This window comes from Granulicoccus phenolivorans DSM 17626 = NBRC 107789 = JCM 15570, from assembly GCF_000423085.1.
GTDB lineage: Bacteria > Actinomycetota > Actinomycetes > Propionibacteriales > Propionibacteriaceae > Granulicoccus > Granulicoccus phenolivorans.
Genome location: NZ_KE383974.1, coordinates 1 through 19966 on the forward strand (window position 1 = coordinate 1; position 19966 = coordinate 19966).

The window sequence follows — 19966 nt, forward strand, 5'->3', positions numbered from 1 at the left end:
TGCAGGACCCGCGAGCCCTATGGGAGCCTGCGTACGCCTCCGGGCCCCCGCGCAGTGGCGGTGGCCCCCGCGCGACGGGCGGGCTGGGCGCCGGTCGCGGGCCGAGCTGGCGTCCCCGCTGGGTCGGTTCGCGGGCCGAGTTTCGGTACCGCGGGCCGGGTTCGGGTTCGCTGCCCCTGCAGGACCCGCGCACTCCATCGAGCCCCGCGTACGCCTCCAGGGACCCGCGTACACCACCAAGGACCCGCGCAGCGCCCATAACCTCCGCGCCCCGGACCCGCCGAGCCCGACGAGCCCGGGAGACCCGGCGGAGTCCCGAGTCCGGAGAAGGAATCGCCCGCGCGATACTTGCTCCGGACCGGTGGCTCGGTATGCTGCTCACTGCAGCCACGGCCCGGTTCGGGGCGACGCTGGGCGGCCAGTCAGGGCACTGGCGGGTGGGGTTTGACTGTGGTACTTTTTCGTGCCCGAAAGAACTTGGCAACGGCGCCATGTTGATGTATTGTCATAGCTTGCCCCGCGTAGTTTTGCGACCCATGTTGTGAGTTCTCACCAAACTCTTGACAAGGGTCGTTCAGCATGCACTGAACGCCTTCTCGGAAGGACCAAGCTGTTGGCCGCCCCGCGCACTGCCTCGAACACGAACGTCGTCTCCTCGACCGGTCGTATCTCATTCGCCAAGATCGCCGAACCCATGGAGGTGCCGGACCTGCTCGATCTGCAGGTCGATTCCTTCGATTGGTTGATCGGCAACCAGGTCTGGCGGGATCGCGTCGAGGAGGCCCTCGATCAGGGGCGCACCGACGTGAACACCAAGTCCGGCCTGGAGGAGATCTTCGAGGAGATCTCCCCGATCGAGGATTTCTCCCAGACGATGTCGCTGTCGTTCCGCGACCATCGGTTCGAGGCCCCCAAGTTCTCCGAGGATGAGTGCAAGGATCGCGACGTCACCTACGCCGCGCCGCTGTTCGTCACCGCCGAGTTCATGAACAATGACACCGGCGAGATCAAGTCCCAGACGGTCTTCATGGGCGACTTCCCGCTGATGACCGCCAAGGGCACCTTCATCATCAACGGCACCGAGCGCGTCGTGGTCTCCCAGCTGGTCCGCTCCCCTGGCGTCTACTTCGAGCAGACCCCGGACAAGACCTCCGACAAGGACATCTTCACCTGCAAGATCATCCCCTCCCGCGGTGCGTGGCTGGAGTTCGAGGTCGACAAGCGGGACCTGGTCGGCGTCCGGCTGGACCGCAAGCGCAAGCAGAACGTCACCGTGCTGCTGAAGGCCTTGGGCTGGACCGAGGAGAAGATCCTCGAGGAGTTCGGCGAGTACGAGTCGATGCGTACGACGCTGGAGAAGGACTCCACCACCGGGCAGGACGACGCGCTGCTGGACATCTACCGCAAGCTGCGTCCGGGTGAACCGCCGACTCGCGAGGCCGCGCAGGCGCTGCTGGAGAACTACTACTTCAACGGCAAGCGCTACGACCTGGCCAAGGTCGGTCGCTACAAGATCAACAAGAAGCTGGGACTGGACGAGGCTTTCGACCAGCAGGTGCTGACCGTCGACGACATCGTCGCCGCGATCCGCTACGTGGTCGCGCTGCACGAGGGCCAGACCCACCTGCCGCGCAACGGGGCCAAGCTCGACCCGAACGCCGCGCCCGAGGTCAACGAGGTGCTGGTCGAGGTCGACGACATCGACCACTTCGGCAACCGTCGCCTGCGTACGGTCGGTGAGCTGATCCAGAACCAGCTGCGCACCGGCCTGGGCCGGATGGAGCGCGTGGTCCGCGACCGGATGACCACGCAGGACATCGAGGCGATCACCCCGCAGACCCTGATCAACATCCGCCCGGTGGTCGCGGCGCTGAAGGAGTTCTTCGGTACCTCCCAGCTGTCGCAGTTCATGGACCAGAACAATCCGCTGGCCGGGTTGACCCACAAGCGGCGCCTGTCCGCGCTGGGCCCCGGCGGTCTGTCCCGGGACCGGGCCGGCATGGAGGTCCGCGACGTGCACCCCTCGCACTACGGCCGGATGTGTCCGATCGAGACTCCCGAAGGTCCGAACATCGGCCTGATCGGGTCGCTGGCGTCCTTCGCCCGGGTGAACGCGTTCGGGTTCATCGAGACCCCGTACCGCAAGGTCGTCGACGGCCGGGTCACCGATCAGATCGACTACCTGACCGCCGACGAGGAGGACCGCTACGTGATGGCGCAGGCGAACGCCGCGCTGAACGAGGACGGCTCCTTCGCCGAGGACCGCGTGCTGGTCCGCAAGCGGCAGGGTGATGTGGACACCATCCCCGCGGAGAACGTGCAGTACATGGACGTCTCCCCGCGCCAGATGGTGTCGGTCGCCACCGCGCTGATCCCGTTCCTGGAGCACGACGACGCCTCCCGCGCGCTGATGGGCTCGAACATGCAGCGTCAGGCCGTGCCGCTGCTGCGTTCGGAGGGCCCCTTCGTCGGCACCGGCATGGAGTACCGCGCCGCCGTCGACGGTGGCGAGGTCACCGTGGCCGCCAAGGCGGGCGTGGTCAGCTCGGTCACCGCCGACCTGATCGATGTCACCTGCGACGACGGCACCTACCAGACCTACCGGCTGCAGAAGTTCCGTCGCTCGAACGCCGGCACCTGCATCAACCAGCGTCCGCTGGTCGCCGCCGGTGACCGGGTCGAGGTCGGCTCCCCGCTGGCCGACGGTCCGGCGACCGATCGCGCCGAGATGGCCCTGGGCCGCAACCTGCTGGTCGCGTTCATGCCGTGGGAGGGACACAACTACGAGGACGCGATCATCCTGTCCCAGCGCCTGGTGCAGGACGACGTGCTCACCTCGATCCACATCGAGGAGCACGAGGTCGATGCCCGCGACACCAAGCTCGGTGCCGAGGAGATCACCCGGGACATCCCGAACGTGGCCGAGGAGATGCTGGCCAACCTCGACGAGCGCGGCATCATCCGGATCGGTGCCGAGGTCGGCACCGGCGACATCCTGGTCGGCAAGGTCACCCCGAAGGGCGAGACCGAGCTGACTCCCGAGGAGCGCCTGCTGCGCGCCATCTTCGGGGAGAAGGCCCGCGAGGTCCGCGACACCTCGATGAAGGTGCCGCACGGGGAGTCCGGCACCGTCATCGGCGTCCGGGTGTTCGACCGCGAGGAGGGCGACGAGCTCGCTCCCGGCGTGAACCAGCTGGTCCGGGTGTACGTGGCCCAGAAGCGCAAGATCTCCGACGGCGACAAGCTCGCCGGCCGCCACGGCAACAAGGGTGTGATCTCCAAGATCCTGCCCGAGGAGGACATGCCGTTCCTGGAGGACGGGACCCCGGTCGACATCATCCTCAACCCGCTGGGTGTGCCCTCGCGGATGAACGTCGGTCAGGTGCTGGAACTGCACCTGGGCTGGATCGCCAAGAACGGCTGGGACGTCACCCAGGTCGACGAACCGTGGGCCGAGCGGCTGCGCGATGTCGGCCTCGGGATGATCGGCGGCGACAACCGTCTGGCCACCCCGGTGTTCGACGGTGCCACCGCCGATGAGATCGACGGTCTGCTCGAGCACGGCAACCTGACCCCCGACGGGCTCAAGCTCGTCGACGGCAACGGCAAGGCGCGGCTGTTCAACGGCCGCACCGGTGAGCCCTACCCGAAGCCGGTCGGGGTCGGCTACATGTACATGCTGAAGCTGCACCACCTGGTCGACGACAAGATCCACGCCCGCTCCACCGGCCCGTACTCGATGATCACCCAGCAGCCGCTGGGCGGCAAGGCCCAGTTCGGCGGCCAGCGCTTCGGTGAGATGGAGGTGTGGGCCCTGGAGGCGTACGGCGCGGCCTGGGCGCTCCAGGAGCTGCTGACCATCAAGTCCGATGACGTGCAGGGCCGGGTGAAGGTGTACGAGGCCATCGTCAAGGGCGAGAACATCCCCGAGCCGGGGATCCCCGAGTCGTTCAAGGTGCTGATCAAGGAAATGAAGTCCTTGTGCCTGAACGTCGAGGTGCTCTCGGCCGACGGGACGATCGTCGAGCTGCGTGATTCGGAGGACGATCTGCGTACCAGTGAAGAGTTCGGTATCGATCTGTCGCGGCGCCCCGGTGAGGGGTTCGCGGGAGTCGAAGAAGTCTGAGTCGCCCGGCGGCGGCCCGGCCGGCCCCCGGCCACCGGGATCCGCCGCCGCACTCAGTCACCACCCACACCCATCGGCGTCATCGCCTGAAGGAAAGAGATAACTAGTGCTCGACGTGAACTTCTTCGACGAACTGCGCATCGGCCTGGCAACCGCGGATCAGATCCGCGAGTGGTCGCATGGCGAGGTCAAGAAGCCCGAGACGATCAACTACCGAACCCTGAAGCCCGAGCGCGACGGCCTGTTCTGCGAGAAGATTTTCGGCCCCACCCGGGACTGGGAGTGCTACTGCGGCAAGTACAAGCGAGTCCGCTTCAAGGGCATCATCTGTGAGCGCTGTGGCGTGGAGGTGACCCGCTCGGGCGTACGCCGTGAGCGGATGGGCCACATCGAGCTCGCCGCTCCGGTGACCCACATCTGGTACTTCAAGGGTGTCCCGTCGCGGCTGGGCTACCTGCTCGACATCGCGCCGAAGGACCTGGAGAAGGTCATCTACTTCGCGGCGTACATGATCACCCGGGTCGACGAGGAGGCCCGCCACCGCGACCTGTCCTCGCTGGAGTCGAAGGTGGAGACCGAGCGCAAGCAGCTCGAGCAGCGCCGCGACTCCGACATCGAGGCGCGCCACAAGAAGCTCGAGGAGGATCTGGCGACCCTCGAGGCCGAGGGTGCCGAAGGTGCGGCCAAGAAGAAGGTCCGCGACCTCGGCGAGAAGGAGATGAAGCAGCTGCGCGACCGCGCGACCCGGGAACTGGATCGCCTGGACAACGTGTGGTCCCGCTTCAAGTCGCTCAAGGTCCAGGACCTCGAGGGCGATGAGATCCTCTACCGCGAGATGAAGCAGCGCTTCGGCAAGTACTTCGCCGGCTCGATGGGCGCCGCGGCGATCCAGCAGCGGCTGAAGGACTTCGACCTGAAGGCGGAGTCGGAGAACCTGCGCCAGACCATCCAGAACGGCAAGGGCCAGCGCAAGACCCGCGCGCTCAAGCGGCTCAAGGTCGTCTCGGCGTTCCTGAGCACCCAGAACTCCCCGGAGGGCATGGTCCTGGACTGCGTCCCGGTCATCCCGCCGGACCTGCGCCCGATGGTGCAGCTGGACGGTGGCCGCTTCGCGACCTCCGACCTGAACGACCTGTACCGGCGCGTGATCAACCGGAACAACCGGCTCAAGCGACTGCTGGACCTCGGCGCGCCCGAGATCATCGTGAACAACGAGAAGCGGATGCTGCAGGAGGCGGTCGACTCGCTGTTCGACAACGGCCGCCGCGGGCGTCCGGTCACCGGACCGGGCAACCGGCCGCTGAAGTCGATCTCCGACATGCTCAAGGGCAAGCAGGGCCGGTTCCGGCAGAACCTGCTCGGCAAGCGCGTGGACTACTCGGGCCGTTCGGTGATCGTGGTCGGCCCGCAGCTGAAGCTGCACCAGTGCGGTCTGCCGAAGGCGATGGCGCTGGAGCTGTTCAAGCCCTTCGTGATGAAGCGCCTGGACGACCTGAACCACGCCCAGAACATCAAGTCCGCCAAGCGGATGGTCGAGCGTCAGCGCCCGGTGGTGTGGGACGTCCTCGAAGAGGTCATCTCCGAGCACCCGGTGCTACTGAACCGTGCGCCCACGCTGCACCGCCTCGGCATCCAGGCCTTCGAGCCGCAGCTGATCGAGGGCAAGGCGATCCAGTTGCACCCGTTGGTCTGCGCGGCGTTCAACGCCGACTTCGACGGTGACCAGATGGCGGTTCACCTGCCGCTGAGCGCCGAGGCCCAGGCCGAGGCCCGGATCCTGATGCTGTCGACCAACAACATCCTCAAGCCCGCCGACGGCCGCCCGGTCGCGGTGCCCTCGCACGAGATGATCATCGGCTACTACTTCCTCACCATGGCCCTGGACGGGCTGCCCGGTGAGGGACGGGCCTTCTCCTCGCTGGCCGAGGCCCTGATGGCCTTCGACCGCGGCGAGCTGGGCATCGGCGCGAAGATCAAGATGCGGTTCCACGGGATCGTCCCGCCGGCCGGCACGGAGGATCAGGTCCGCGCCGACGGCTCGATCATCCTGGAGACCACCCTGGGGCGGGCGATCTTCAACGAGATCCTGCCCGAGGACTTCCCGTTCGTGAACACCCTGGTCGGCAAGAAGCAGATCGGTACGCTGGTCAACGAACTGGCCGAGCGCTACCAGAAGGCCGAGGTCGCCGAGACCCTGGACGAGCTGAAGAACCTCGGTTTCCGCTGGGGCACCCGCTCCGGGGTCACCGTGTCGATCTCCGATGTGATGACGCCGCCGAACAAGCCCGAACTGCTCGAGGTCTACGACGCCCGCGCGACCAAGATCGACAAGCAGTACGAGCGTGGCTTCATCACCGAGGACGAGCGACGCCAGGAGCTCATCGAGATCTGGACCGAGGCCACTGCGAAGCTGACCCGGGCGATGGAGGACAACTTCACCGAGACCAACCCGATCTACATGATGGTGCACTCCGGGGCGCGTGGAAACATGACGCAGATGCGTCAGATCGCGGCCATGCGAGGCCTGGTGGCCAACCCGAAGGGCGAGATCATCCCGCGTCCGATCAAGTCCAACTTCCGTGAGGGCCTGACGGTGCTGGAGTACTTCATCTCCACCCACGGTGGTCGAAAGGGCCAGGCCGACACCGCGCTGCGGACCGCCGACTCGGGCTACCTGACCCGTCGTCTGGTGGACGTGTCGCAGGACGTGATCATCCGCGAGGAGGACTGCGGCACCGAGCGTGGCCTGAACAAGACCATCGCGACCTGGACCAAGACGGTCACCGGCCCCGACGGGCGGCCGCAGATCGTCCCGGCCCAGCCGCTGGAGGAGGGCGCCACCGTCGAGATCTCCCAGGACAACGAGACCGCGGTGTACGCCCGGACGCTGGCCGTCGACGTGCTCGACGCCAACGGTGAGGTCATCATCCCGGCCGGGGTCGACCTGGGCGATGTGAACATCGACCAGCTGATCGCCTCAGGCGTGACCAAGGTCAAGGTCCGCTCCGTGCTCACCTGTGAGGCGGTCACCGGAACCTGCGCGATGTGCTACGGCCGTTCGCTGGCCTCCGGCAAGCTCGTCGATGTCGGCGAGGCGGTCGGTATTGTCGCCGCGCAGTCGATCGGTGAGCCCGGTACCCAGCTGACGATGCGTACCTTCCACACCGGTGGTGTGGCCGGGGACGACATCACCTCCGGTCTGCCCCGTGTGGTCGAGCTCTTCGAGGCGCGTACGCCCAAGGGCAAGGCGCCGATCGCGGAGCTGTCGGGTCGGATCCGGATCGATGAGGGGGAGCTGAGCCGCAAGGTCTACCTGATCCCCGACGACGGTTCGGACGAGATCGAGGTCCCGGTGGGCCGTCGGTCCCGGCTCGAGGTCGAGGACGGCGACCACGTCAACGTGGGCGCCCAGCTGACCGGTGGTACGCCGGATCCGCAGGACGTGCTGCGCATTCTGGGTGTCCGCAAGGTGCAGGAGCACCTGGTGGAGGAAGTCCAGAAGGTGTACCGCACGCAGGGCGCGGCGATCCACGAGAAGCACATCGAGATCATCATCCGGCAGATGCTGCGCCGGATCACCGTGATCGAGTCCGGCGACACCACGATGCTGCCGGGTGACTGGGCGGATCGCTCCATCTACGAGTCGGAGAACCGACGCGTGGTGGCCGAGGGCGGGCAGCCGGCCTCGGGTCGTCCGGTGCTGATGGGCATCACCAAGGCGTCGCTGGCGACCGAGTCGTGGCTGTCGGCGGCCTCCTTCCAGGAGACCACCAAGGTGCTCACCGATGCCGCGATCAACGGCAAGTCCGACTCCCTGGTCGGGCTGAAGGAGAACGTGATCCTGGGCAAGCTGATCCCGGCCGGTACCGGTCTGGAGCGCTACCGCAACATTCGGGTCGAGCCGACCGCGGATGCCAAGGCGGCGGCGTACTCGATGTCCTACGACCCGGCCTACTACGAGTTCGGGCAGGGCTCGGGCCAGGCGGTTCCGCTGGACGATTACGACCTGGGGCAGGACTACCGCTGAGCGGTTCGATCCACCCAGACGCCCGAGGGGCGGTCCGTTGCGTACGGGCCGCCCCTCGGGCGTTTCCGGGGGCGACCCGGTCCGTGGGCGCGGCGGGAAAGCCTCCCACCAGCCCCTTGTTACCAACGAGTAGATCTGTCACGATGGGGGCAGTCAACGTCGGGAGGTCGCAATGCCGCGCCACATTTATGAGCAGGACCACGAGGACTTCCGCGCCTCGGTCAAGGAGTTCGTCGATCGGGTGCTGCTGCCGCGCAGCGAGGAGATGCGGGCCAATCACGAGATTCCGCGCGAGGTCTGGCGGGAGGCCGGGAAGCAGGGCCTGCTCGGCCTGTGCATCCCGGAGGAGTACGGCGGCGCCGGCATCAATGATTACCGCTTCAACGCGGTGCTGACCGAAGAGGTCGCCCGGGCAGCCGCGGGGATCAACTCCTCCTTCGGCATCGACGCCGACATCTGCCCGCCCTACCTCGTGGCGATGGGCACCGAGGAGCAGAAGCAGCGCTGGCTGCCGGGGATCGCCTCGGGCGAGGCGATCATCGGCATCGGAATGACCGAGCCGTCCGGCGGCTCGGACCTGGCCGCGCTGAAGACCACCGCGGTCCGCGACGGCGACGGCTGGGTGATCAACGGGTCCAAGACCTTCATCACCAACGGCTTCGACTCCGACCTGGTGATCGTGGCCGCGCGTACCGATCCGGAGGCCAAGCCGGCCCGGGGGATCAGCCTGTTCGTCCTCGAGGCGGGGATGCCGGGCTTCACCAAGGGGGCGAAGCTGGACAAGGTCGGCCAGGACGAGTCCGGCACCTGCGAGCTGTTCTTCAGCGACGTCCGGGTGGGCCCGGAGCACCTGCTCGGACCGCTCAACGGCGGCTTCATCGCGATGATGAAGCACCTGGCCCAGGAGCGGATCGGCTGCGCGGTCGCCAACATCCACAACGCCGGCTGGATCCTGCAGGAGACCATCGAGTACAGCAAGGAGCGCAAGGCCTTCGGTCAGGCGATCGGCTCGATGCAGCACAACAAGTTCAAGATCGCCGAACTGCAGACCAAGTTCGACGTCACCCAGGCCTACATCGACGAGTGCGTCCTCGCCCATTCGCAGGGGAAGCTGTCCGCGACCGATGCGGCCAAGGCGAAGTGGTGGAGCTCCGACATCCAGGGCCAGATCCTCGACGACTGCGTCCAGTTGCACGGTGGCTACGGCTACATGAACGAGTACGCCGTGGCGCGGGCCTGGCGGGACGCTCGGGTGACGCGGATCTGGGCCGGCTCCAACGAGATCATGAAGGAACTGATCGGGCGCGAACTGGGGCTCTGACCGCGAACCCGACGCTGCGCAATCTCGATGGCGCGCTCTTCGGAGCGGGTCATCGTTGTGTCTACAGCCGGTTCGGGTCAGGGGCTGAGGTGGGCCGATTCTGCCGCCAGATGCTCCGAGGAGGCCGTTTCTGGCCTGCCGGGCGTGACTGGCGGCAGGATCGGCCCACCGCTGGCTCCAGCCCGAAGCGTGGGAGCGGTCTGCGTTCCGGTCGCGGTGCTACTGGGCCCCGGGGAAGCCGAACTGGCGCCATGCCTCGTAGACCGCGATCCCGGTCGCGGTGGCCAGGTTCAACGAGCGGTTCCCCGGCAGCATCGGGATCCGCACCTGCTCGGTGATGATCGGGTCGGCGAGCACCTCGGCGGCCAGTCCGGTGGGTTCGGGGCCGAACAGCAGCACGTCGCTGGGGGCGTACGCCACGTCGGTGTGGCGCACGGAGGCGTGGGCGGTGAAGGCGTACACCCGCTTCGGGCGCAGGGCGGCGTACGCGGCGGCCAGATCCTCGTGCACGTGCAGCGTGGCGAGGTCGTGGTAGTCCAGCCCGGCCCGGCGCAGCTTCGCGTCCTCCAGGCTGAAGCCCAGTGGCCCGGCCAGGTGCAGCTCGGCCCCGGTGATCGCCGACAGCCGGATCGTGGAGCCGGTGTTGCTCGGGATGCGGGGCTCATGGAACAGGATGCGGATCGGGCACGACATGCCGGTCAGCCTTTCACTGCCGGCCGGCGGCCGCGGGCCAGTCCAGCGCGCGTTCGCTGGCGAAACGACGCAGTTGCCCGTCCACCGGGTCGTGGAAAGTCAGCGTGTCGGCCAGCAGTTGCAGCGGCTCGGAGAAGTCGTCGATCGAGACGTCGCGGACCACCGGGTAGAGCGGGTCGCCGAGAATCGGGATTCCCAGCTCGTGCAGATGGATCCGCAGCTGGTGCGTCTTGCCGGTGTGCGGGGTGAGCCGATAGCACCCGGTACCGTCGCGGACCTCGACGAGTTCGATCGTGGTCCGGGCGTTCGGGGGCAGGCCGGGGACGGACTCGGCCTGCAGACTGCCGCGTCGCTTGACCAGGTGATTGCGCACCTCCCGGGGAAACTCGAGGTCCGGGCGCACCGGCGCGAGGGCCCGATAGGTCTTGCGGACCAGGCGGTGCTCGAACAACTGCTGGTAGGGCGCCCGCCAGCGCTGCTGGGTCGTCAGCATCAGCACCCCGCTGGTCAGCCGGTCCAGCCGGTGCGCGGGGGCCAGTTCGGGCAGGTCGAGGGCATCCCGCAGCCGGACCACGACCGATTGCAGCACGTGGCGACCGCGCGGGATCGTGGACAGGAACGGGGGCTTGTCGACCACCACGATCCGCTCGTCGCGGTAGAGCACCGCCACCTCGAAGGGCACCACCGGTTCGGCGCGCAGGTCCCGGTGGAACCAGACGAAGGTGTGCGGGGTGTAGGGGTCGGCGTGGTGCAGTGGGGAGCCGTCGGCGTACACGAAGGCCCGGCGGGCGAGCATGTCCTCGATCACCGCCGGTCCGGCCGGGGCGAGTTTGTGCCGCAGCCACGCCCCCATGCTCGGCCACGGGTGCGGATCGGCCGGGTCGCGGTCCGGCGTACGCACCCAGGCGGCAGCCAACCCGTGGCGGCGGGGGAGCGGGGAACGCGGCGGCATGGGGTGAGGCTAGCGAATCCGCTCACCGGGGGCGGTAGCGCAGAGCCGTCGCCCCGGAGGCGAACTCGGTGCGATCGAGGAGCTCGAGCTCGATCCGGTCCCGCAGGCCGGCGAGCAGGGTCGGCCCGTGCCCGGCCAGGACCGGTTGCACCACGAACACGTACTCATCGATCAGGCCCAGGTCGGCCAGCGCCGCGGGCAGCGCCACCCCGCCGACCCACAGTCCGGCCCCGGGCTGGTCCTTGAGCTGCCGCACTGCCGGGCCCAGCTCGCCGGACAGCAGTTCGGCGTTCCAGTCGACGCTGTCCAGGGTGGTCGAGGCGACGTATTTGGGCGCCCGGTCGATCGCCTCGGCGAAGGGAACCTGCCAGGCCGCCATCCAGTCGGGCCAGCCGGTGGCCGGCCGGCGCCAGGCCGACTCCATCATCTGGTAGGTCACCCGGCCGAACAGCAGGGCGTCGGCCCGGGCCAGCTCCGCGGTCCAAAAGCGCATCGACTCCGCATCCGGCGGGAGCCCCGCCTCGTGATGGCAGCAGCCGTCGAGGGTGACGTTGATCGAGTAGCGCAGTGGTCGCATCGGCGTACCTACCTTGATTCGCAGCCGGTTCCGATCAGCCTACGCGCGGTCCGCCGGCGCGGCGCGGCGTGGTGGAATGGGACGGTGGACGCACTCATCTTCGACCTCGACGGCACGCTGACCGACACCGAATCGATCTGGGACGAGGTACGCCGGGGCCTGGCGGCCGACGAGGGCCGGCCGTGGCCTGGGGAGGCGACCACGGCGATGATGGGTATGTCCACCCCCGAGTGGTCCGGCTATCTGGTGGACACCGTGGGCCTGTCGGGGACCCCTGAGCAGGTCGCCGCGCGCACGATCGCGGCGATGGCCGCGCGCTATCGGACCCATCTGCCCACCCTGCCCGGCGCGGTGTCGGCGGTGCGCCGGATGGCGGAGTTGCTGCCGCTGGGGTTGGTGTCCTCCTCTCCGCGGGTCCTGATCACCACGGCCCTGGCGACCTTGGGGATCACCGACCTGTTCGCGGTCACGGTGTCCACCGAGGAAGTGGCGGCCGGCAAGCCCGCTCCGGACGGGTACGCCCGGGCCTGCGAGCTGCAGGGCTGGGCGCCCGGGCGGACCGCGGCGGTGGAGGACTCGAGCAATGGCCTGATCTCGGCGGCCGACGCCGGGCTGCAGGTGATCGCGGTGCCGATGGCGTTCCACCCGCCGGCGCCGGAGGCCCTGGCCCGGGCGAAGGTGGTCCTGGGCTCGCTGGAGGAGCTCACCGAGGATGTGCTGCGCAGTCTGGAGGACTGACCGGGAGTCCGGGCCGGGCTCGGGGCTGGGCCAGCGGGCCGAGATGCGGGTGCGCGGGGGCGGTTTCGGGCCCGCGGGCCGGGTTCGGGTTTGCCGGTCCTGCAGGGGCCGCGGAGCGTACGCCGGCCCGCGCACTGCAGTTGGGCCCGCGAACCGGGCCGAGGGGGACGGACACCCGGGCCCAGACAGCACGGATCCCCGGACAGCACAGATCCCCGGTGCGCTCGACGAGCTCACCGAGGATCTACTGTGCAACCTCGACTACTGTGCGGGACCGACCGCGGGCTCATACCCAGCCGGTCAGCGCGAACACCGCAATCACCACGAACACCGCCACGGTCTTGATCAGCGTCAGCGCGAAGGTGTCCTTGGACGCCACCCGGTGGGTCAGGCCGGTCACCGCCGGGCTGACCCCTCCCGGGTGGGTCAGGCCACCGAGGTGTTCTCCAGGACCACGGCCAGGGCCTGGCCGACGCCGATGCAGATGGCGCCGACGCCCCAGCGCTGCTTCTCCTGCACCAGGCGATGGGCGAGGGTGCCGACGATCCGGCCGCCGGAGGCGCCCAGCGGATGGCCGATCGCGATCGCCCCGCCCCAGGTGTTGACGATCTCGGGATCGATGCCCCAGGCGTCCACGCAGGCCAGGGACTGCACCGCGAAGGCCTCATTGAGCTCCACGGCAGCCACCTGGGACCAGTCGATCCCGGCCCGGGCCAGCGCCTTGTTCGCCGCTTCGACCGGCGCGAACCCGAACTCCTGCGGGGTCAGCGCATGTACGCCGCGCCCGGCGATCCGCGCCAGCGGAGCTCCGCCGATCTGCTCGGCGGCCGACTCGGCCCCGATCAGCACCGCACTGGCGCCGTCGTTGAGCGGGGAGGCGTTCCCGGCGGTGATGCTGCCGTCGGTGCGGAAGGCCGGCTTCAGCTTGCCCAGCGACTCCAGCGAGGAGTTGGCGCGGATGCCCTCGTCCCGGGTCAGTTCGGTGTCGGGCACCGGGACCACCGAGTCGGCGTACCGGCCGGCGTCCCAGGCCTGCGCGGCCAACTGATGGGACCGCAGGGCGAAGGCGTCCTGTCGCTCGCGGGAGATGCCGAACTTCTCGGCCAGCTGCTCATTGCACTCACCCAGCGAGGCGGTCCACTCCTTCGGCATCCGCTGGTTGACCAGCCGCCAGCCCAGGGTGGTCGAGACGGCGGTCATATCTCCGGCCGGGAAGGGCTTGTTCGGCTTGGGCAGCACCCACGGCGCCCGGGTCATCGATTCGACCCCGCCGGCCAGCACGACCTCGGCGTCGCCGGTCTCCACCATCCGGGACGCCTGCAGCACCGCGTCCAGGGAGGACCCGCACAGGCGGTTCACCGTCACCCCCGACACCGAGACCGGCAGCCCGGCGAGCAGGCCCGCCATCCGGGCGACGTTGCGGTTCTCCTCGCCGGCGCCGTTGGCGTTGCCGAAGATGATGTCGCCGATCCGGGCCGGGTCGAATCCGGGGGTCCGGGCCAGCATGGCGGTGATGATGTGGGCCGCGAGGTCATCGGGCCGGATCGCGCTCAGCGCGCCGTTGTAGCGGCCGAACGGGGTCCGGACGGCGGTGTAGACGAAAGCGTCAGTCATTGGTCGGTCCTCAGTAGGATGGGATCAGAAGGCGTTGATGCCGGTTTCGGCACGGCCGATGAGCAGCTTCTGGATCTGCGAGGTCCCCTCGTAGAGGGTCATCACCCGGGCATCGCGCATGAACTTCTGCACCGGGTACTCATCGATGAAGCCATAGCCGCCGAAGGCCTGGATGGCCAGGTTGGACGCCTTCACCGCGGCCTCGGAGGCGAACAGCTTCGCCTTGGAGGCGGCCACCCCGAAGGGTTCCCCGCGCTCGACCAGATCGGCCGCGCGCCAGGTGAGCAGTCGGGCGGCATCGACGTCGACCGACATTTCGGCGATCATGTCCTGCACCAGCTGGTAGGAACCGATCGGCTTGCCGAACTGCTTGCGGTTCTGGGCGTACTCGACGGTGGCCTCCAGGCAGGCCTGGACGATGCCGGTGCAGGATGCGGCGATCGAGATCCGGCCCTTGTCCAGGCTGCTCATGGCGATCTTGAAGCCCTTGCCCTCCTCACCGAGCAGCGCGTCGGCGGGCACCCGGACATCCTCGAAGGACAGCTCCGCGGTCGCCTGGCCGCGCAGGCCGAGCTTGCCGTGGATCAGCGTCCGGGTGAAGCCGGGGGTGTCGGTGGGGACCAGGAAGGCGGAGATGCCCCGGGCCCCGGCCTGGTCGTCCCCGGTGCCGGTGCGGGCGAAGACCAGCGCGACATCGGCCAGGGTGGCGTTGGTGATGAAGATCTTGGCCCCGTTGATCACCCAGTCGTCGCCGTCGCGGCGGGCGCGGGTACGCAGGTGGGCCGGGTCGGAACCGTAGTCGGGTTCGGTGAGCCCGAAGCAGCCGATCAGCGAGCCGTCGGCGATCCCGGGCAGCCAGCGTTGCTTCTGCTCCTCGGTGCCGTAGGCCAGGATGGGCTTGCCGACCAGGCCGGAGGAGACCGAGACCACCCCGCGTACCGAGGAGTCGGCGCGGCCGAGTTCCTCCATGCCGATGATGTAGGTCAGGTAGTCCCCGCCGAGGCCGCCGTACTCCTCGGGGATGGTCAGCCCGAAGAAGCCGATCTCACCCAGCTTGGGCAGCAGAGCCGGATCGATCTCCTCGGCCCGGTCCCAGTCGCGGCGGTGCGGAACCACCTCCGCCTCGAGGAAGGTACGCGCCAGGGCGCGGAATTCGGACTGCTCTTCGTTGAGTGTGAGGTCCATCAGGCTTCTCCGATCAGATTTCCGTGGGTGTCGTAGCGGTACCAGCCCTGGCCGGTCTTGCGGCCCAGGTGGCCGGCGGCGACCCGCTCGCTGAGGCTGCGGGAGGGGGCCTCGGCGGGGTCACCGGACTCCTCGAAGCGGCCCTGCTTGCTGGCGTAGCCGATGTCGAGCCCGGTCATGTCCTGCAGTTCGAACGGGCCCTTGGGGTGGCCCAGCGCGGTGCGGCAGGCCACGTCGATGTCGGTGATGGAGGCGTACCCGCCCTCGAGCAGGAAGACGGCCTCGGTGCGGATCGCATCGAGGATCCGGTTGGCGATGAAGCCGTTGATCTCCTTCTGCATCACCACCGGGACCTTGTCCAGCGTCTCGACCAGCGCGACCGCGGCGGCCAGGGTCTCCGCCGAGGTCTGCGGACCCCGGACGACCTCGACGCACTTCATCACCAGCGCTGGGTTGAAGAAGTGGATGTTGATCACCCGGTCCGGACGCTGGGTGGCCTCGGCGATCCGGGACGGGACGAAACTGGAGGAGTTCGAGGCGAGGATGGTCCGCTCGGGACACAGCGCATCCAGCCGGCGGAAGATCTCCTGCTTCACCGGCAGGTTCTCCACCGCGGCCTCGATGACCAGGTCGGCCTCGGTGGCCACGGCGTCCAACTCGGTGGTGAACGACAGCCGGGCGAAGGCGTCCGCCACCTCCTCGGCGGTGATCCGGCCCTTCTCGACCCGGCGCTCCATCAGCCCGCGCAGCGTGCTTTCGGCCCGGGTGAGGCTGTCGGCGGAGACGTCCTGGACGTTCACCTGATAGCCGGCCAACGCGCAGGCCATGCCGATCTGGGAACCCATCGCGCCGGCTCCGATGACGACGACCTGCTGGGGTGCGTCGCCTCGGGGTGTGTCAGTCATTTGTGCTCCCTTCGACGTGTTTCGTTAGACTCTAGACACCGAAAGTGACCACGTCGACGATGAATCGACTATGGCGGGTAAAAGCCAACTCTATGGTTGACTTTTGGATTCCATGGTCCCTACCGTGGGTGGACCGCAGGGTTGCGGGGCCACCACGAAGGGATGAACGATGACGTTTTCTGACTACCAGCACCTGCTCTTCGAGCGCCGCGAGCACGGGGTGCTGCTGATCACGATGAACCGGCCGGAGAAGTACAACGCGGCCAATGCCGTCATGCACGCCGAGCTGGCGCGGGTGTGGGGTGAGGTCTCCACCGATGCGTCGGTCCGGGTGGCCGTCATCACCGGGGCCGGCAAGGCGTTCTGCGCCGGGGGCGACCTGTCCTGGGTCGAGGACACCGCCGGTGATCACGCCAAGGTCGCCGGGCTGCTCACCGAGATGAGCGACCTCGTCTACGGGATGGTCAACTGTGACAAGCCGATCATCTCCGCGATCAACGGCGTCTCGGTCGGGGCCGGCACCGTCGTCGGCCTGATGGCCGACATCTCGATCGCGGCCAACGAGGCCAAGATCGGGGACGGACACGTCGGCCTCGGCGTTGCCGCCGGTGACCACGCCGCGATCACCTGGCCGCTGCTGTGCGGAATGGCGAAGGCCCGCTACTACCTGATGACCGGGGAGATGGTGACCGGCGAGGAGGCCGAGCGGATCGGTCTGGTCAGCAAGGCCGTGCCGCGCGAGCAGGTGCTGGAGGAGGCACTGGCGGTGGCCGCGCGCCTGGGGACGGGGTCGCAGACCTCGATCCGGTGGACCAAGAAGGCCTTGAACAACTGGATCAAGCAGGCCGGCCCGATCTTCGACCAGGGTGCCGCCTACGAGATGCTCGGCTTCCTCGGCCCCGACATCACCGAGGGGATCGCCTCGATCCGGGAGAAGCGCGCGCCGCAGTTCCCGTCCGCGGCGAACTGAGTCGCGGCATGGACAAGACAGCGAAGAACGCGGCCGAGGCCGTTGCGGACATCCCCGCCGGGGCCTCCCTGGCGGTGGGCGGTTTCGGCGTGTGCGGAATCCCCTCGGTGCTGATCGACGCGCTGCTCGCGCAGGGGGCCGACGACCTCGAGGTGATCTCGAACAACGCCGGGATCGACGGAGTCGGCCTCGGCACCCTCCTGGAGGCCCGCCGGCTGTGCGCCCCCGGATGGGGCCGGGTCAGCCCCAGGCTGTCCCGGGCCAGTTGCCGGTGGGGTCGATCCGGCTCAGGACGGTCTTTCCGATCGTCTTGAGTTCGGCGAGCTGCTCGGGGGTCACCGCGTCGATGAGGACCTGGCGTACGTATTCCACGTGGCCGGGCGCGGCGGCCACCACCTTGTCGTACCCGGCCTGGGTGAGGATCGCGTTGGTCCGCCGGCCGGCGCCGGGGATCCGCTCCCGGCGCAGCAGTCCCTGACCCTCCAGGCGTTTCGCGGTGTGCGAGAGCCGGGACAGCGAGGAGGAGGTGGCCTCGGCGATGAAGGACATCTGCAGCGTACGGTCGGCCCGCTCGGAGAGCACCGACAGCACCATGTACTCGAAGAAGCTGATCCCCTGGTCGCGCTGCAACTGGGCGTCCAGGGATCCGGGCAGCTTGACCGTCAGGGCGGCCATTGCCAACCACGCCGACCGTTCGGCCGGGGTCAACCAACGCGGCTCGTCGGCAGGGTCGGATGTTGCTTGCTCCGGGCTCATGGCCTCACTCTAGAAGGCAGGGTTTCACACCCGGGCCAGTTCCAGGTTCTCCAGAATGTCGGCGACGGTCTCCTCGGGGGTCTGCGCCGAGGAGTCGAGCCAGTAGCCGATGTGCTCGGTCTCCTTGCGCAGGGCATGGTCCAGGGCGCCGGCGGAGAAGTAGACATAGCCGGCCTTCTGCCGCTGCTCCTCCCGCCACTCCAGCGCCGACACGGTCGGGGAGAGCACCACCAGGAAGCGATCGGGCGTACTGATCCGAGCGATGAAACGGTGCAGGTCGCGCCCGATGATGACGTCCTGAACGATCGCGTCGAACCCGGAGGACGCGAACTCATCGGCCACCATCGAGGCCAGCTTGTAGCGCAATTGCAACTGGGCGATCGCCGCCGGTGGCGGATTCGGGGTCATCTCGGCCCCGCCGTTGATCATCATCCGGCGGAAGGCGTCCCCGCGGACATGCACCGATTGCGGCAGCCGCTGGGCCAGCAATTGAGCGACGGTGGACTTGCCGGCGGCCATGGCCCCGGTGATGACGATCACCCGACCGGTCCCGCCGGGGGCATCCACATCGGGGGTCGGGTAGGGCACGACATCCACTGTCACGGGCCCCATTGTCCCGCATTTGTGTGACGTACCAAACCGAGTGCGACCGGTCATTTACGATGCGCTGCGTACGCGGGGGCCGACGAGTGTCCGCGCGGGAACCGAGGAGTGTGCATGAAGATCGCCGTAGCCGCCGACCATGGTGGCTTTGCGCTGAAGACCCAACTGGCCGAATACCTGGCCGACCGGGGCCATCAGGTCCTCGATGTGGGCACCCACAGCGCCGATCGCACCGACTATCCGATCTGGGGTTCCCGGGCCGCGCATGCGGTGGTCGACGGCGAGGCCGACCTGGCGGTGATCTGCTGCGGCTCGGGCATCGGGATCTCGATCGCGGCGAACAAGGTGCCCGGGGCACGCTGTGTGGTGTGCACCGAGCCCTACTCCGCCCAGATGGGGCGCCGGCACAACAACGCGAACATGCTGGCCCTGGGGGAGCGCTTCGTCGGACCGGACATGGCCCGGGCGATCGTGGACGCCTTCCTCGACACCGGTTTCGACGGCGGCCGGCACGAGGGTCGGGTGGCCCTGCTGGAGCGCCTGGACGCCGGCGAGCGGCTCTGACCCGGCGCCCGCGTCAGCTCACGGCGGCACCGCCGGGGGCAGGGATCAGCTGAGGCGGCGCTGCAGGAACCCGTCGATCAGGCGCGCGACCTCGTGGACGTGGGTCTCCAGCAGGAAGTGCCCGCCGTCGAGCAGGTGGATCTCGGCGTTCACGGCGTCCTTGTCGAACGCGCGCGCACCATCCGGGCCGAAAATCGGATCACCGGCACCCCACACGGCCAGGACGGGAACCTTACTGGTGCGCAGGTAGTCGTGCAGGGCGGGGTACAGCGGGGCGTTGGTGGCGTAGTCGCGGAACAGGGCGAGCTGGATCTCGTCGTTGCCGGGGCGGGCGACCTGCGCGGCGTCGTGCACCCAGGTGTCCGGGTCGACCAGGCTCTCGTCGGACACCCCGGTCAGGTACTGCCACTTGATGGCGGCCAGATCCAGGGCGGGTCGCACCCCGGCCTCGGTCTGCGGATTCGGGTCCTGCTGGTACGCCCGCACCGGGGTCCAGAAGCTCTCGACGAAACCCTCGTCGTACCCGTTGCCGTTCTGCGTGACGATCGCGGTGATGGCCTGCGGGTGTCGCAGCGCCAGGCGCCAGCCGATCGGGGCGCCGTAGTCCTGGCCGTAGAATGCGTAGCGGGACACCCCGAGCCGGGCGAGCAGGCCTTCGGTGAGATCGGTGAGCGCGTCGAACGTGTAGGCGAACTCGGTGACTGCGGGGGCGTCGGAGTGGCCGAAGCCGAGGTAGTCGGGGGCGATCACGTGGTAGTGATCGGCCAGCAGCGGAATGAGGTTGCGGAACATGTACGAGCTGGTCGGAAAGCCGTGCAGCAGCACCAGCGTCGGCGCCTGCGGGGAGCCGGCCTCGCGGTAGAACAATCGCTGCCCGGCGATGTCGGCGTAGCGATGATGAACGGTCATGACTAACTCCCTTGAGGAGGTTTAAT

The 19966-nt window shown here is 68.4% G+C and carries 16 protein-coding genes; 7 read left to right on the forward strand and 9 right to left on the reverse strand.

What is annotated here, in order from left to right:
• Window positions 1–613: 613 nt before the first annotated feature.
• From rpoB to G531_RS0117275, 3 genes are all read left to right on the forward strand, one after another.
• Window positions 614–4126: a DNA-directed RNA polymerase subunit beta gene (gene rpoB / locus G531_RS0117265; protein WP_035759635.1), complete on the forward strand. Its 3513-nt coding sequence runs from the start codon at window positions 614–616 to the stop codon at window positions 4124–4126.
• 106 nt (window positions 4127–4232) lie between these two features.
• A complete protein-coding gene (rpoC, locus tag G531_RS0117270; protein WP_026928167.1) occupies window positions 4233–8153 on the forward strand; it encodes a DNA-directed RNA polymerase subunit beta' in 3921 nt (1306 codons plus the stop codon).
• Between the two features lie 172 nt (window positions 8154–8325).
• Window positions 8326–9474, forward strand: a complete 1149-nt coding sequence (locus G531_RS0117275) for an acyl-CoA dehydrogenase family protein (protein WP_026928168.1) — start codon at window positions 8326–8328, stop codon at window positions 9472–9474.
• 219 nt (window positions 9475–9693) lie between these two features.
• Here the strand turns inward: G531_RS0117275 and G531_RS0117280 are convergent, their stop codons facing one another.
• The 3 genes from G531_RS0117280 to G531_RS0117290 form a co-directional block, all read right to left on the reverse strand.
• Window positions 9694–10167, reverse strand: a complete 474-nt coding sequence (locus G531_RS0117280; RefSeq protein ID WP_035759636.1) for a tRNA (cytidine(34)-2'-O)-methyltransferase — start codon at window positions 10165–10167, stop codon at window positions 9694–9696.
• Window positions 10168–10180: 13 nt separating this feature from the next.
• Complete coding sequence (locus tag G531_RS0117285) at window positions 10181–11020, reverse strand: pseudouridine synthase (protein ID WP_373277320.1); 840 nt, start codon at window positions 11018–11020, stop codon at window positions 10181–10183.
• Window positions 11021–11141: 121 nt separating this feature from the next.
• Window positions 11142–11696, reverse strand: coding sequence for a dihydrofolate reductase family protein (locus G531_RS0117290; protein WP_026928171.1), 555 nt, complete (start codon window positions 11694–11696; stop codon window positions 11142–11144).
• A gap of 84 nt (window positions 11697–11780) precedes the next feature.
• On the opposite strand from G531_RS0117290, the gene G531_RS0117295 reads away from it, so the two are divergent.
• Window positions 11781–12434, forward strand: a complete 654-nt coding sequence (locus tag G531_RS0117295) for an HAD family hydrolase (RefSeq protein WP_026928172.1) — start codon at window positions 11781–11783, stop codon at window positions 12432–12434.
• A 426-nt stretch (window positions 12435–12860) separates the two neighbouring features.
• Here the strand turns inward: G531_RS0117295 and G531_RS0117305 are convergent, their stop codons facing one another.
• The 3 genes from G531_RS0117305 to G531_RS0117315 are packed head-to-tail and all read right to left on the reverse strand — an operon-like array spanning window position 12861 to window position 16138.
• On the reverse strand, window positions 12861–14048 hold the full coding sequence (locus G531_RS0117305) for a thiolase family protein (RefSeq protein WP_026928173.1): 1188 nt from the start codon (window positions 14046–14048) through the stop codon (window positions 12861–12863).
• A gap of 24 nt (window positions 14049–14072) precedes the next feature.
• Window positions 14073–15233 (reverse strand): acyl-CoA dehydrogenase family protein, encoded by a 1161-nt coding sequence (locus G531_RS0117310; protein WP_026928174.1) that lies wholly within the window; start codon window positions 15231–15233, stop codon window positions 14073–14075.
• Window positions 15233–16138: a 3-hydroxyacyl-CoA dehydrogenase family protein gene (locus tag G531_RS0117315; protein WP_026928175.1), complete on the reverse strand. Its 906-nt coding sequence runs from the start codon at window positions 16136–16138 to the stop codon at window positions 15233–15235. Before G531_RS0117315 ends, G531_RS0117310 begins: the two co-directional genes overlap by 1 nt.
• Before the next feature lie 169 nt (window positions 16139–16307).
• On the opposite strand from G531_RS0117315, the gene G531_RS0117320 reads away from it, so the two are divergent.
• Window positions 16308–17108 carry an enoyl-CoA hydratase/isomerase family protein gene (locus tag G531_RS0117320; protein ID WP_026928176.1) on the forward strand — a complete coding sequence of 267 codons (801 nt, stop codon included), beginning with the start codon at window positions 16308–16310 and terminating at the stop codon, window positions 17106–17108.
• An 8-nt stretch (window positions 17109–17116) separates the two neighbouring features.
• On the forward strand, window positions 17117–17422 hold the full coding sequence (locus G531_RS25425; protein WP_081684238.1) for a CoA-transferase: 306 nt from the start codon (window positions 17117–17119) through the stop codon (window positions 17420–17422).
• On the opposite strand, the gene G531_RS23700 is transcribed toward G531_RS25425, so the two are convergent.
• Together G531_RS23700 and G531_RS0117330 are read right to left on the reverse strand one after the other, a co-directional pair.
• Complete coding sequence (locus G531_RS23700; RefSeq protein ID WP_051215665.1) at window positions 17349–17864, reverse strand: MarR family winged helix-turn-helix transcriptional regulator; 516 nt, start codon at window positions 17862–17864, stop codon at window positions 17349–17351. The genes G531_RS25425 and G531_RS23700 overlap by 74 nt on opposite strands.
• 24 nt (window positions 17865–17888) lie before the next feature.
• The gene (locus G531_RS0117330; protein ID WP_245630551.1) at window positions 17889–18467 is read right to left on the reverse strand and encodes an AAA family ATPase; all 579 of its coding nucleotides are present in this window, start codon (window positions 18465–18467) and stop codon (window positions 17889–17891) included.
• Window positions 18468–18581: 114 nt separating this feature from the next.
• Between G531_RS0117330 and rpiB the strand changes: the two genes are divergently transcribed.
• Complete coding sequence (gene rpiB, locus G531_RS0117335) at window positions 18582–19031, forward strand: ribose 5-phosphate isomerase B (RefSeq protein ID WP_026928178.1); 450 nt, start codon at window positions 18582–18584, stop codon at window positions 19029–19031.
• Window positions 19032–19076: 45 nt separating this feature from the next.
• On the opposite strand, the gene G531_RS0117340 is transcribed toward rpiB, so the two are convergent.
• Window positions 19077–19940 carry an alpha/beta fold hydrolase gene (locus tag G531_RS0117340; RefSeq protein ID WP_026928179.1) on the reverse strand — a complete coding sequence of 288 codons (864 nt, stop codon included), beginning with the start codon at window positions 19938–19940 and terminating at the stop codon, window positions 19077–19079.
• Window positions 19941–19966 lie beyond the last annotated feature (26 nt).

Excerpts from the sequence above, each read along its gene's own strand:
- G531_RS25425 (WP_081684238.1), top strand. The coding sequence starts at position 17,117 with ATGGACAAGACAGCGAAGAACGCGGCCGAGGCCGTTGCGGACATCCCC.
- G531_RS0117320 (WP_026928176.1), top strand. The coding sequence starts at position 16,308 with ATGACGTTTTCTGACTACCAGCACCTGCTCTTCGAGCGCCGCGAGCAC.
- rpiB (WP_026928178.1), top strand. The coding sequence starts at position 18,582 with ATGAAGATCGCCGTAGCCGCCGACCATGGTGGCTTTGCGCTGAAGACC.
- G531_RS0117315 (WP_026928175.1), bottom strand. The coding sequence starts at position 16,138 with ATGACTGACACACCCCGAGGCGACGCACCCCAGCAGGTCGTCGTCATC.
- G531_RS0117285 (WP_373277320.1), bottom strand. The coding sequence starts at position 11,020 with ATGGGGGCGTGGCTGCGGCACAAACTCGCCCCGGCCGGACCGGCGGTG.
- G531_RS23700 (WP_051215665.1), bottom strand. The coding sequence starts at position 17,864 with ATGAGCCCGGAGCAAGCAACATCCGACCCTGCCGACGAGCCGCGTTGG.
- G531_RS0117275 (WP_026928168.1), top strand. The coding sequence starts at position 8,326 with ATGCCGCGCCACATTTATGAGCAGGACCACGAGGACTTCCGCGCCTCG.
- G531_RS0117290 (WP_026928171.1), bottom strand. The coding sequence starts at position 11,696 with ATGCGACCACTGCGCTACTCGATCAACGTCACCCTCGACGGCTGCTGC.
- G531_RS0117305 (WP_026928173.1), bottom strand. The coding sequence starts at position 14,048 with ATGACTGACGCTTTCGTCTACACCGCCGTCCGGACCCCGTTCGGCCGC.
- G531_RS0117310 (WP_026928174.1), bottom strand. The coding sequence starts at position 15,233 with ATGGACCTCACACTCAACGAAGAGCAGTCCGAATTCCGCGCCCTGGCG.
- G531_RS0117340 (WP_026928179.1), bottom strand. The coding sequence starts at position 19,940 with ATGACCGTTCATCATCGCTACGCCGACATCGCCGGGCAGCGATTGTTC.
- G531_RS0117280 (WP_035759636.1), bottom strand. The coding sequence starts at position 10,167 with ATGTCGTGCCCGATCCGCATCCTGTTCCATGAGCCCCGCATCCCGAGC.